Genomic DNA, 13,410 nt, shown 5'->3' with positions numbered 1-13,410 from the left:
TTTATTGATAGGTGAGGATCAGGGTGGCACTGGCATTTGCGATTCCTGTGCTTACCGAGGTTTTGGTTTGATAATAGCGGGCGGTGATTGCGAAACTCTCCTGACCGCCTGTCGTCTGTTTCAGCGCAATGGTGCTGTTGAGTACCAGTGGTCTGCCGTCATAAAGCAACTGCACGCCGACACCGTTAGCGACGCCCGGCGAGCCCTGTCCGGATAGCGCCAGCACGCTGTTGTCACTGAATCCTGGGTACTGAACGCCGCTCAGCGTGACGTTAATATTGGCGCCACTGTCGCAGTTGAGGCCGAGGTTCTGCGTGTTCTGCCCCCGTTCCGGGACGGTGCCAACGGTATCGCCGAAATCACCTGCCGGTATGTCGCCCAGGGGGAACACCAGATTTGGCGTCGTGATGTCACAGGCCACCTGAGTAATCGAACCGGTTCCTGCATAAACCGGGATCTCCGGGGCCGCCGCCCCACCCCGATATTGCTCGGTCCAGGCCACAAACGACACCAGTTGCCCGGTTACCGAACCCGAGGTGATATTGCCGGTTTTCCAGAACTGGATGATCGGCTGGAAGTTGCTGGCATCCACTTCATTCGGATTCGACGACCATGAGGCTGTGAACAGATCGGCCCCGAGCCAGGTATCGCCACTGAATGAGTTTGGTCCGGCGGTGGTTTTCTCATAGTAACCGAGTGAGACCCCAACGCCCGGCAGGTTGGTTTGATACACCCGGCGACCATTAGCGGAGGTAAACGCATAGGTTAATACCCCGCTTTTCATCCCGGTGGTTGAGCCTTCATTTCCGGTTGCCGTGCAGCTGTATGCCAGCGCCATCGAGCCATAAATTTCGTTGCTTATCGCCTGCCCGACGGGAACATCGCGCTGGACGATAATATTGCCGTAATTAACGGAATAAGGGGCGCCGATAGTGGTGTAATCACACCCGTATCCGTAAAGCGGAAATACGATCCCCAGCAAAATTAACAGACGTCTGATAATAGACATTTCGAGTAATCCACATAAATTTATTTAACGGCAAACAACATCGGCACGAATAATATCGCTGGCGGGTTGCTTGTTATTAAGTGTGTAATGAGCCTGGCAACGCTGTTGTTCACCTTCGCCCCACTTCACGGTCAATTTCACATCCGGCTGCAAACCGGTTAAATAAACCTGCCCGCTATCGCCGACAATAAAGCCCGAATTCTGCGCCCCGTTCACCGTGGCAATTGCCCCGAACGGAACGGGCTGGCCATTTTGCCGGGTGAGCGTCATCAGGATCCGCTGCCCGACGCTGGCGACATAGCTGGCCCGCACAATGGCCCCCCGGGTCGGCACAACGGTCTGCACCGTCTGTTCCAGTTCAACGTCGGCGGGCAGGGTGTCGGTCAACAGCGAGATATCGTTTTTCCGGTACGGCGTAATATTGCCGCTCAGGGTATAACCGCGGTAATCCGTCCTGGCCCCCGACTGGTTTTGCACCCCTACCCCGGCAGCCCCCGGCGCTTTGATCAGCACGTTGGTTTCGCCCAGCGCCTGAGAAAAGGTGATGCCGTCTTCGTGGGCAACCACCCCACCCTGCAGGCCGTAATTCAGCCGATCGCTGTGCTGGTCGTAGCTGTAGCCAGCGGTCACTTCACCGTAGGTGCCTTTGTAATCCCCGTTAACGTTGCCGGTATACCCCACATTGTTGGTACCGTACCCCTGCTGGACGTTCCAGCTAAGCGCATTATTTTCCAGCGCGGTGCCGTTGATCCCCAGATTGTGCGTGGTGCCACCGTTCTTACTGGCGGTGACGCTGTAGTTCACCCAGGTCTGCGGCAGGAAGGCCGCCAGCGGAACGCTGATATTGAAAGCGACCATCTGGTCTTTAGCATACCGACCGTCGCTGTTGCTCCCGTTGTGACTGTAGGTGTAGGTCAAGCCGTAACTGACACTACGCCAGAAGTTGTTATAGCCCAGGCTCCATGAGGTCTTCGACTGACCATCGTTCCAGTAATCTTCCCTCATGGCGCTTAAAATCAGAGAGCCGAGGTTATTGCCCAGGGACTGGCTCATGGTTAGCTCGGCACGGTTACGACGCCTTTCGATGAGCGCACTGTCGCTGCCATAAGAGTCCAGCACCTCCTGCATCCCGTAAAAGCCGCGGGTGGAGTAGCGATAGCCGGCGATGGCAAAGTTGGTCCCGGTGCCGATAAAATTCTTGCTGTACCGCGCCCGCCAGGACTGACCGTTCGATTTTTGCTCATCTTTCGGCGTGGACCAGCCCTGGGTGACATCCGCGGAAAAGGCGCCGAAATCGCCCATATTTTTTCCCAGCCCGGCGGCCAGCGACTGGTATTTACTCGCACCCTGAAAACCGCCGTACAGGGTCAGGCCATACGGAAGTCCGTAGATCCCGGTCAGCTGGCTGAACGGCGTCTTATCGACGCGGCTATCCCATGAGCGGTACTGCCCGCCGGTGACGGCGTACTTCAGCTGCCCTTCACGCTGCAAAACCGGCAGGGAAGCAAAGGGCACGGTAAAGTGCTGCACGCTGCCGTCGGCCTCGTTAATGGTGACGTCGAGATCCCCTGCGCCACCGGTCGGGTACATATCGGTAATTTCAAACGCGCCCGGTGCAACATAGTTCTGGTAAATCTGGTAGCCGTTCTGGCGGATAATCACCTGCGCGTTGGTTCTGGCAATGCCGCGCACCACCGGGGCGTATCCCCGGAGCGAATCCGGCAGCATGTCATCGTCTGACGCCAGCTGTCCGCCGCGAAAAGGCAGGCTGTCAAACACGTCGGCCGGTGAGGAGCTGTCTCCGAGCGTCAGCTGGGCTTTCAGCGGGACAATGCCGCGCTGGGCATAGGTATAGACGCTATCCCACTGCGTGTGGCCGTCGTTGTCCCGTGACCAGGTGGTGTAGTTGCGCAGTCGCCAGGGGCCGATGTTGAGGCCCGGTCGCAGGTTGGCGTACTGGCTGCTGTCGTTGCCGCCGTTTTTGTTCAGGTTGTTTGCGCCGCTCAGCGAGTAGTTGAGCATCGCGGCGGTGATCCCGTCATCCCACAGCGCAGGCTGAACATAGCCTCTGGCCTGCATCGACAGCGCAGCCTGCGGGACGCTGATCACCAGGCGCTGGCTGGTAAACTGAAAATCAGTGCTGGCCTGGGGAATGGCCCCCAGACGCGCACATGGCGTACCGGGCTGATTAAGCTGTGGAAAGTGCTCCGTCTTAACGCCCCATTTGCTCAGCATTTCGACGCTCAGACAGGGCTCAAGCCGCGTCTCCCCCTGCGTATCACTGACTTTGTTAAAGGTGATGTCCTGGGTATCCGTCAGCTGACCGTCAAGTATGATATCCACATGGTAAATACCTGCCGCCTGGGAACCTGTTTCAAAACCCTGTAGATCGGCCTTGTCGATGCCTGGATTATCGAGCTCGATTAAATCCGGGTTAAAAAATTCTCGTGCATGAGTTTTATTTAAACCACTCGCCAGGGCAAGGGTAATAAACCATGCCAGCCACGTGATTTTATATCTACTGATGTCCATCTTAACGCTGCTCCATGAATATCACCTTTAACCCCTGTTATTGGTCACAGGTTTGCCGTATGTGCTTCCCCTGTACCGCCAAAATCGCTGATCAATTTAAATACCACTGCACCTGACGTGATTTGTGCAGGCAGAGAGATTGCCGTTTGTGAATGCGGCAATATCCAGGTTGCTTCCGGCACTTTTTTACCCCCGACGGTAATTTCGTTGAAATTCATGACATAGTCGGTAGGGTTAGTAACCTCTATTTTATTTCCACTGCGTCGCCAGGTTAATTTATCGGCCTGCTCCTCTGGTGTTGAGCGCTTTAATCCTGCCGGACGGTAAATTAATTTAATGCGTGTTTTTACGGCAATTTGCAGCGAGTTCTCCACCGTGGTTGCTGAAGGAATCGATTTTATATTCAGCCAGAACAGACTCTCACGATCCTGAGGTAATGCCCCGGTTAATACCACCCGCTCAACGTTTTGCTGTCCTTTATCCAGCCGGTAAAGAGGTGGCGTAATAATAAAAGGCGGCTTTTGCGTGCTGTCACCCGCCGCCTCTATCCACGACTGAATAAGATACGGCGAGTTGTCAGGATTATTTACGTTGATAGACGCTTCTTTTTTACTGCCATCAAAGACAAGGCGAGTTCCGCCAATAACGATACCTGCCTGTGCAGTTGATACGCCGGTCAGAATAAGCAGACTGGAGAGCAGGGTTTTGTGAACGAATTTCATTACATACCTCAGTAACAACGGGGCCGTTTTCCGGCCCCATCTGATATCCGGTCAGGAAATCAGTTATAAACAACAGAGAAGTTGGCGACAGAGTTTGCTGGCCCCGCCGTCACGCTTGACGCCGTGGAAATATACTGAGCATAAAACTTCAGTGTATTATCCTGGGTGCTGCTCAGAACATAGTTGTAGTTATTCTCGCCATGCAGCGGCAGATCGGCTTTATCTGCAGACATCAGATTAATCGCCACCCCGGTCGCCGCACCGGCAACTGAAGAGTTAATGGCCAGCAGGCTTGGGTTAACTAAATCCGGCGCACCGTCAAAACGGACTTTTGCTGAGGTGACGGTAACGGGACAATCTTTTAATATAATGTCGAAGTCTTTTGCTGCGGTTCTGTCCCCCATACCTGCGAATTCTGATTTATAGAAGTTACCAATGACCACAGTCTGGTTTTGCGATGCAACGGCAACCTCACAGGCCGAATCCAGAATATTCCCGGAAAAATTAACCGTCCCTGCTGCCGCGAAGACAGAAGAGGACGAAACGGCAGCGAGAGCTGTTAACGCAACAATAATAATATTCTTTTTCATAAAATCATTTCCTTAATTACTTTTGTCATCACCATTTTTGGGCAAAAGCATCCATAAGGTGTTTATCACCTTTTATTTTTGTATGCCCGCTATGCTGGTTCCTGGGTGTAAATAAAAGAACAAAACCCTGTCTGCATATAAAAGACACTGTCTGTTTTTTACTCACATGGCGGCAATTTATATAAAGACCTCCCCAAACTCAAATTGTTTTTCAGTCTAGTTGTAGACTTTGGGTCAGCTTTTTTTCATTGGCATCACCGACGAAATTCAGCACATCGTGAGGGGCCCCATCTCATTCTTATGAATAGAACCATGCCTGCCCTCGTTGGGTCTATTAATAGACTCAGTAGAAAAACAATGATCAATCATGATGTTAACTAACGAGGCTTGTGTCCGGTCTATTTTTAGACCAAACCCACATATTCCCTGCGTCAATGGTTTTTAAGATAATCCTGCCCGGTAATAACCAGCCGATAATTTGCTTAGATTGAGGTCACCTGATGAATACCCGAATGACGGCGGTAAAGGCCGGTCCCAATACATCTTCGCTGGCGTTAAAACCTTTTGCCGATATAGAAAAACTTATTGCGCATCTTCGACCTTTTACCGAGACCCTGACGGTTAATAAGGGCGAAGTGGTACATTATTACGAGGCGGATGTTCGCCAGTGCTGGCTGTTATTAAAAGGCAGTGTGGCGCTGCATCGCCGTGGCGATGGCGTGGTGCTGAATTCAGAATCCGCACCCTTTATCCTGGGTGTGAGCAGCCAATTGTGCTCGGAGCATTTATATGCCAGGGCGCTGGAAGATTCTGAAGTGGCACGTATGCCGCTGGAGTTATTTAATCAAATCATCGCCAATGATGGGTTATGGGAATATTTTTCCCGGCTGCTGATCTACACGGTTTCCCGCATATATGAGCATTGCTCGCAAATATCGCAGATGTCCGCGTATGACATTATTCGGGTGCAACTGGTGGAACTATTACAGGAACCCGATTCGGTCCGGCTCAATACCACCGCGGCGGCTTACATAAAAAGCCGCACCTACCTTTCCCGAAGCGGCATCATGCGCATTCTGTCAGAGTTGCGTACCGGGGGATATATCACCATGCAGCGGGGCGTACTGCTGGATATTCACCACCTGCCGCAAAAATATTGATGCGGCTGTGTAACCCGTACTTCTCAAAGCCGAGTGGCACTATAATAATCGTCATTACGTCACTCTCAGCTCGCAGGTTATTTTATGTCATCGCCAACAACGCTCCCCGGTTCGGTTCCGCGTGGGTCGCCCTGGTCTCAGGAACTTATTACCCATCTGCAACCCCACGCCACCATTTACGACGCTCAGCGGGGGGAACGCTTTGATCTGTGCGTAAAAGGTCAGGGGATCTGTTATCTGATCATCGAGGGAAGCGTGGCGATCTATCGCCGGAGCAACAATATGCTGCTGTCAACCGCCACCAGCCCTGCGGTTTTCGGCCTGGCGAACCTCACGGATATCTATTTTGACGACTATTTCAAAACCATTAAGCCGTGCAAAATTGGCATTATTCCGGCGGATAAGGTCAACGCTATTTGCCAGCAGCAGGATCTGTGGGGATTGGTTTCCAGCCATCTGATGTTTGTCTATAACCGGCTCTACCACCACATCATGCCCGAGGGCACGCCAACGGCGTATGAGTTAATCCGCAAGCACCTGCTGGAACTGATGAACGAAGATGAGAGTTTTCGCGAAAAGATCACCGCAGAGAGGTATATCCGGGATAAGACGCAGCTTTCACGCAGCGGCGTAATGCGTATTCTGGCCGATCTGAAAGCCGGCGGTTATGTGGAAATGGAAGAGGGCCGACTGATTAAAATTAACAAACTCCCCACTAAATATTGAGTGAATTCGCACATGTTCGCATTGTAAGCGTATTCCGAATCTCAGTCGGATGGCTGAGGCGATCCCCTCCTGGTGCGCTATGCTTTGGCAAAAGGGCAGCATACGGAGGGGAAAATGCTCATTGCACTTGTGACCATCGCCGTCGTTGCCGTCGTCATTACCGGGCTGGTTATCCTGTCTGCCATGCAGGACATTAACAACGATTACTGAGTACCAAAAAGAAAGCCCTTAAGACTACCTGAGGTAATCTTAAGGGCTTCTCGCTCCATCCGGCGCTTATCTCCGGCACTCAATATGGCTTAGCTCTTGAAGGAGCATAGGAATAGTCTCATAAATCTGAGGGTGCGAATTAGCATAAATTGCGGCCCGCCAGGAAGCGATGCTATTTCAACGAGATGGAAAAGCAAAAAGGCCGCATTCGCGGCCTTTTCTTATACTACGGCGGTGGTGAGCCGCGACGTGCAGCACAGCCGGTCCTGCTCATCCAGAATCTCAATCTGCCACACCTGGTGACGTCCGCCGGTATGCAGCGCGCGACAGACGCCGCGCACCCGACCGCTGCGCACGGAACGCATGTGGTTGGCATTCACCTCCAGCCCCACCACCTTCTGCTCCCCTTCGGTGCAGAGATAGCCCGCCACCGAACCCAGAGTTTCGGCCAGCACCACAGAGGCGCCGCCGTGCAGCAGGCCAAACGGCTGATGGGTGCGGCTGTCCACCGGCATAGTGGCTTCCAGTTCATCCTCGCCGATGCGGGTAAACTGGATATCCAGCAAGCCCACCATATTTCCGTCGCTCATGGCGTTTAACGCCTGCAACGTGACCGCGCGTTTCCAGATCATCCCATTATCTCCAGTAAGGCCTGCAGTGGATGGCGCACGCCGCTGCCCTCGACGCGTTTGACCTGGCTACGGCATGAGTAGCCGGTCGCCAGACAGCGGTTACGCGGCAGACGCTGCATCGCCTGGTGCCAGGAGAGCTCGTAGATCCCGAGCGAGTTGGCGTGGTTCACCACCTCATGGCCGTAGGTTCCGGCCATACCGCAACAGCCCACGCTGACGCTCTCCAGCTTCGCGCCAAAGCGAGCAAAGATAGCGGCCCACTGCGCAGGCGCCCCCGGCAGCGCGGTTACTTCGGTGCAGTGCCCGAACAGATACCACGGCTCGCCGCTGGTCTCCGGCGCGGTTTGCGCGTTGACAACCGATGGCAGCCACTCGTGCACCAGCATCACGTGGAACTCGCCGCGCTTGTCGCCGAGCGTCTGTTTGTACTCATCGCGATAGCAGAGCACCAGCGCCGGATCGACGCCCACCATCGGCATGCCCAGCTGCGCCACCCGGCTCAGGAAGTCCGAGGTCTTTTGCGCCGTTTTCGCAAAGCGGTTGAGGAAACCTTTAATGTGCTGCGCTTTGCCGTTCGGTGAAAACGGCAGCAGCACCGGCTGGTACCCCAGCCGCTCGGCCAGACGAATAAAATCGGCCACCACCTGCGCATCGTAATAGCTGGTAAAGGGATCCTGCACCACCAGCACCGTTTTCGCTTTTTGCTCGGCGCTCAGGGTCTCAAGCTGCTCGAGGGTCAGGTTAGCGGAGCGGTGGCCGACCATCTGACGCTGCAATGACGGCGTGGAGAGCAGCGGCAGGTCGATCATGCCGATATGCTTCTCGGAGAGTTTGCGCACCAGCGGCTGGTTGATAAAGAAGTTAAAAGTGCGCGGCGCGCGGGCCATCAGCGGGGCATAGCTCTCCACCGTGGCCACCAGATGATCGCGCATCGGGCGCAGATAACGGCTGTGATAGAGCTGCAGGAAGCGCGAGCGGAACTCCGGGACGTCGATCTTAATCGGGCACTGGGTGGAGCAGGCTTTGCAGGCCAGACAGCCCGACATCGCCTCTTTCACCTCGTGGGAGAAGTCATACTCCCCTTTGCGCGCATGCCAGCTGTTGCGGGTGCGTTCGACCAGGGTACGCAGGCTGGCGCGTTTTTCCGGCAGCTCTTTTTCCAGCGCCAGCGGATCCACGCCGCGGTCGGCGAGCAGACGCAGCCACTCGCGTACCAGCGTCGCACGCCCTTTCGGCGAGTGGATGCGGTTGCTGGTGATCTTCATAGACGGACACATCGGGCTTTTAACATCAAAGTTAAAGCACAGGCCGTTGCCGTTACACTCCATCGCCCCGCGCCAGGACGAGCGCACGGCAATGGGGATCTGACGGTCGAAGGTGCCGCGTTTGACCGCATCCACCTGCATCATCGGGGCGTCAATGCCTTCCGGCGGGCAGATTTTACCGGGGTTGAGGCGGTTGTCCGGATCAAAGGCGGCTTTGATTTTGCGCAGTTCGCCGTACAGCTGCTCGCCAAAGAAGGCCGGACTGTATTCCGCGCGGAACCCCTTCCCGTGCTCGCCCCACAGCAGGCCGCCATACTTCGCGGTGAGCGCCACCACGTCGTCGGAGATCTGCTTCATCAGTATCTCCTGCTGCGGATCGCACATATCCAGCGCCGGGCGCACGTGCAGCACTCCGGCGTCGACATGGCCAAACATGCCGTAGCTCAGGCCGTGGCTGTCGAGCAACGCGCGGAACTCGACGATGTAATCCGCCAGGTTTTCCGGCGGGACGCAGGTATCTTCGGCAAAGGGGATCGGCTTGGCCGCCCCTTTGGCGTTGCCCAGCAGCCCCACCGCTTTTTTACGCATCGCATAGATACGCTCGATGCCGGAGAGATCGTTGCACAGCTGCCAGCCAATCACCCCGCCCTCGCCCCGGGCGATGAGCTCGTCCAGGCGCTGGCACAGGTTCTCAACCTGGCTTTCGATAAGCCCGGCGTCATCGCCGGCAAATTCAACGATGTTGAGGCCAAGCATCTCTTTGTCGGGCACGTCGGTAATCAGCTCGCTGACCGAGTGCCAGACGATATCTTCCCGCGCCAGGTTGAGCACTTTGGAGTCGACGGTTTCCACCGACAGCGCGCGGGCATCCACCATAAAGGGCGCGTTACGCAGCGCAGAGTCGAAGGAGTTGTACTTCACATTCACCAGGCGGCGGACTTTGGGCAGACGAGTGATGTCGAGACGCGCCTCGGTGATAAAGGCCAGCGTCCCTTCGGAACCGGTGAGGATGCGGGTCAAATCGAACTGGCTGAGATCGTCATTAAAGACATGGCGCAGATCGTAGCCGGTCAGGAAGCGGTTCAGTTTCGGGAATTTATCGATAATCAGCTGGCGGTTGTCGCGACAGCGTTCCAGTACGGTGCGATAGATGCGCCCGGTGGTGGTGTTGTCTTTTCCGAGCGTTTCGGCAAGCTGAACCGGCATCGGCTGGGTATCGAGAATATCACCGCCCAGCAGCACCGCCCGCACGCCGAGGACGTGATCGGAGGTTTTACCGTACACCAGCGACCCCTGACCGGAGGCGTCGGTATTGATCATGCCGCCGAGGGTGGCGCGGTTACTGGTCGACAGCTCCGGCGCAAAGAAATAGCCGTACGGCTTCAGGTACTGGTTCAGCTGATCCTTAATGACCCCGGCTTCCACCCGCACCCACCCCTCTTCCGGGTTGATCTCAATGATGCGGTTCATGTAGCGGGACATATCGACAACGATCCCCGTGTTCAGCGCCTGGCCGTTGGTGCCGGTGCCGCCGCCGCGAGGGGTAAAGATTAATGAAGCGAAGCGCTCCTGGGACGCCAGACGGGCAAGGAGTGCCACATCAGCGGTAGAACGGGGAAAAACGACTGCATCGGGAAGTAGCTGGTAGATACTGTTGTCGGTCGCCATCGTCAGCCGGTCGGCATAACGTGTGGCGGTATCGCCGGTAAAACCCTGTTGCTCCAGTGCCTGCAAAAAATTCAGCACCAGCTGAACGACGCCGGGTGCCTGAGAAATTTGTGGGATCATTACTGTCGACCCTGCCCAATCTGAATAGTTGTAGATAATCGTTTGCGTTGTGTCTCACATTTTGTATCACATTTTAAACGTATCCGCCCGACAGAATTACAGGCAGAATCTGCCTGTTAAAAATGGCTGAAATCACTAATGATTATAGTGATGCGGTTTCATGTTCTCGCCGGTCTGCCGGTGTTCTCACAAGGTGAATTTCATTTATGGTCAATCGACACCAGCCCAGGGACGTTGCACAAGTTTTGCTGTCGGTGCTGTTCCTGGCAATCATGATTATTGCGTGTCTGTGGATTGTTCAACCCTTTATTCTTGGCTTTGCATGGGCGGGGACCGTGGTGATCGCCACCTGGCCGCTGTTCATTCGCCTCGAGCGTTTACTGTTTGGCCGCCGGACACTGGCGGTGCTGGTAATGATGGTGCTGTTGGTGCTGCTGTTTGTTATCCCGGTTGCGTTACTGGTGAATAGCCTGGTGGACGGCAGCGGCCCGCTCATTTCCAGCATCACCAGCGGCGATATGACGCTGCCGGAAATGGCCTGGCTGAACGACATTCCGCTGATTGGCGACAAGCTCTATGCCGGCTGGCACAACCTGCTGGACATGGGCGGCAGCGCCATTATGGCGAAAGTGCGGCCCTATATTGGCGCCACCACCACCTGGTTTGTGGGTACCGCTGCCCATCTGGGCCGCTTTGTGGTGCACTGCGTGCTGATGCTGCTGTTCAGCGCCCTGCTCTACTGGCGCGGAGAGCGGGTAGCCCTTGGGGTGCGTCATTTTGCCACCCGTCTGGCCTCGACGCGCGGCGACGCGGCGATGCTGCTGGCGGCGCAGGCGGTGCGCGCGGTGGCGTTAGGCGTGGTGGTGACGGCGCTGGTGCAGTCGGTGCTGGGCGGTATTGGTCTGGCGATCGCGGGGGTGCCTTATGCCACCCTCTTTACGGTGCTGATGTTGTTAACCTGTCTGATGCAGCTGGGGCCATTGCTGGTTCTGGTTCCGGCAATTATCTGGCTCTACTGGAGCGGGGATACCACCTGGGGCACGGTGCTGCTGGTCTGGAGCTGCGTGGTGGGTACGATGGATAACGTGATCCGCCCGCTACTGATCCGCATGGGGGCCGATCTGCCGTTGATTCTGATCCTCTCCGGCGTGATCGGTGGGTTGATCGCTTTCGGCATGATCGGTCTGTTTATCGGACCGGTGCTGCTGGCCGTCTCCTGGCGACTCTTCTCCGCCTGGGTGCACGAAGTCCCGCTACCGCCAACCGATCCCGATGTCCTGCTTGCCACGCTTCACGAAACGGACGAGCCGAAACAGTAAATCTCCCATTCTGGTGGGTACGCCCACCAGAATGTTAAGCATCACTTATCAATTAGCTTGGCATTAAGCACCACTAAACCCTTCAGCGCCCCTAATTCCTTCAATCTACTTCATAAATTCTTCATGCTTTTTAAACTATTGAGACGAATCTGATCGACGCAAAAATTCGCTATGCCTACTATTAGGTCACGGTTATGAATCAACAACATCTTGATTTATAAGCATGGAAATCCCCTGAGTGAAACAACGAATTGCTGTGTGTAGTCTTTGCCCATCTCCCACGATGGGCTTTTTTTTACAATAAAATTCATGCTCCTGCCTGTTATACATTCCACCAGTACAAAACGTAGTCGTTATCAGCGTTCACATATGAGATGTGAGCGGTAACAGGCATGTCAGGTGTGACAGGGGTTGGCGCTGGCGTCGGCGCTGGCGTCGGTGCTGGCGCTGGCGTCGGTGCTGGCGTCGGTGCTGGCGTTGGTGCTGGCGTTGGTGCAGGTGTCGGCGTTGGGGTTGGAGTCGGGGTTGGTACAGGCGTCGGTGGAGTGATATCACTAAACGCTTTGTATTTACCGGTGTTCAGATTGGCGACAATCTCAGCGTAATGCGCTGGACCAAAGGCAGCGACAGTTGCAATGCCTTTAGCATCAACAGAACGTTCAAAACCATACTGGCCTTCTTTGGTAACTGACTTGTTCCAGCCACGCACGCCCTCTTCAGTGTCAAGGGAACCACGCGTGTGAACATGGGAGTAGTCACCACTCTTCACATCGACCATATGTGAACGCTGAGTTGGAGAGACAATGTTAAGGCCAACACGGGTCACTTCGTCGTTTTTAACCACACTGGTGCGATAATCGGCATTTGCAACATCGTTGTATAAAGAGACATGACCGACAGTATTCACACCATTATTCACGCCATGCACGCTGATACCACCCATACCGTCTTTATAGCTACCCGTTGCTACCGCCGTCTTCGTGCCGTTGGTTACCGCGACAGAATGCGAGCGATAGTCTGCAGAAATAACGTTAGTTTCCAGTCGTGTGACATTACCCATAGTGGTCGTTTTGGTACCCACTATCGCACCGTCTTTTACAGCAATAGTACGGCTGGTGTCACCCATGTTAATTGAGCCGCGCGAAAAGCCGTTAAAGGTGTGCCCATTATTAATGCGTCCTGCATTACGACCATTAAAACTATGACCATTGAAAGAATGATTATTAAAAGAATGGCCGCCCATATGACCGCCACCGTGATTACCGTGATTACCGTGAGCAGAGGCAGCAAAAGAACTAAGAATAAGCAAAGCTAAGACAGAACGTTTCATTTTAAATTCCACACTTAAATTAACAGAACAGAGCGGGACGATCATATTCATAAGGATCACCCCGATACGTCAGCAACTATTTGCTGACGCTGAAGAAGCACAATCAACTCTTTAACCGTGATAACTG

General features: G+C 54.7%; 10 protein-coding genes and 1 other RNA gene. 4 read left to right on the top strand and 7 right to left on the bottom strand.

The window, feature by feature from the left end; all coding sequences use genetic code 11:
- Position 1: 1 nt before the first annotated feature.
- From FFB58_RS01835 to FFB58_RS01820, 4 genes are read right to left on the bottom strand one after another with little or no spacing between them, the layout of a single operon-like run.
- Positions 2–1,009 carry a fimbrial protein gene (locus FFB58_RS01835; RefSeq protein ID WP_138368799.1) on the bottom strand — a complete coding sequence of 336 codons (1,008 nt, stop codon included), beginning with the start codon at positions 1,007–1,009 and terminating at the stop codon, positions 2–4.
- Positions 1,010–1,033: 24 nt separating this feature from the next.
- Positions 1,034–3,541: a fimbria/pilus outer membrane usher protein gene (locus tag FFB58_RS01830; RefSeq protein ID WP_138368798.1), complete on the bottom strand. Its 2,508-nt coding sequence runs from the start codon at positions 3,539–3,541 to the stop codon at positions 1,034–1,036.
- A gap of 44 nt (positions 3,542–3,585) precedes the next feature.
- The gene (locus FFB58_RS01825; RefSeq protein WP_138368797.1) at positions 3,586–4,263 is read right to left on the bottom strand and encodes a fimbria/pilus periplasmic chaperone; all 678 of its coding nucleotides are present in this window, start codon (positions 4,261–4,263) and stop codon (positions 3,586–3,588) included.
- Positions 4,264–4,322: 59 nt separating this feature from the next.
- On the bottom strand, positions 4,323–4,853 hold the full coding sequence (locus FFB58_RS01820) for a fimbrial protein (protein WP_039029096.1): 531 nt from the start codon (positions 4,851–4,853) through the stop codon (positions 4,323–4,325).
- A gap of 500 nt (positions 4,854–5,353) precedes the next feature.
- Between FFB58_RS01820 and FFB58_RS01815 the strand changes: the two genes are divergently transcribed.
- Together FFB58_RS01815 and FFB58_RS01810 are read left to right on the top strand one after the other, a co-directional pair.
- On the top strand, positions 5,354–6,013 hold the full coding sequence (locus FFB58_RS01815) for a helix-turn-helix domain-containing protein (protein WP_039029095.1): 660 nt from the start codon (positions 5,354–5,356) through the stop codon (positions 6,011–6,013).
- 84 nt (positions 6,014–6,097) lie between these two features.
- The gene (locus FFB58_RS01810) at positions 6,098–6,739 is read left to right on the top strand and encodes a winged helix-turn-helix transcriptional regulator (protein ID WP_039029094.1); all 642 of its coding nucleotides are present in this window, start codon (positions 6,098–6,100) and stop codon (positions 6,737–6,739) included.
- A gap of 431 nt (positions 6,740–7,170) precedes the next feature.
- Here FFB58_RS01810 and menI read toward each other — a convergent pair whose 3' ends face one another.
- A complete protein-coding gene (menI, locus tag FFB58_RS01805) occupies positions 7,171–7,581 on the bottom strand; it encodes a 1,4-dihydroxy-2-naphthoyl-CoA hydrolase (protein WP_039029093.1) in 411 nt (136 codons plus the stop codon).
- Positions 7,578–10,634: an FAD-binding and (Fe-S)-binding domain-containing protein gene (locus tag FFB58_RS01800; protein WP_138368796.1), complete on the bottom strand. Its 3,057-nt coding sequence runs from the start codon at positions 10,632–10,634 to the stop codon at positions 7,578–7,580. Before FFB58_RS01800 ends, menI begins: the two co-directional genes overlap by 4 nt.
- 206 nt (positions 10,635–10,840) lie before the next feature.
- On the opposite strand from FFB58_RS01800, the gene ydiK reads away from it, so the two are divergent.
- Both ydiK and rprA read left to right on the top strand, forming a co-directional pair.
- Positions 10,841–11,953, top strand: a complete 1,113-nt coding sequence (ydiK, locus tag FFB58_RS01795) for an AI-2E family transporter YdiK (RefSeq protein WP_138368795.1) — start codon at positions 10,841–10,843, stop codon at positions 11,951–11,953.
- Positions 11,954–12,141: 188 nt separating this feature from the next.
- Positions 12,142–12,252: antisense sRNA RprA (rprA, locus tag FFB58_RS01790), an RNA gene on the top strand.
- Between the two features lie 23 nt (positions 12,253–12,275).
- Here rprA and FFB58_RS22930 read toward each other — a convergent pair.
- Positions 12,276–13,334, bottom strand: a complete 1,059-nt coding sequence (locus FFB58_RS22930) for a hypothetical protein (RefSeq protein ID WP_205735733.1) — start codon at positions 13,332–13,334, stop codon at positions 12,276–12,278.
- Positions 13,335–13,410: the final 76 nt, after the last annotated feature.

This window comes from Enterobacter sp. MF024 (assembly GCF_005843915.1).
Taxonomy (GTDB): Bacteria; Pseudomonadota; Gammaproteobacteria; order Enterobacterales; family Enterobacteriaceae; genus Enterobacter; species Enterobacter barmai.
Note: the sequence above shows the minus strand (reverse complement) of the source record. Positions and strands in the feature narration are given on the sequence as shown.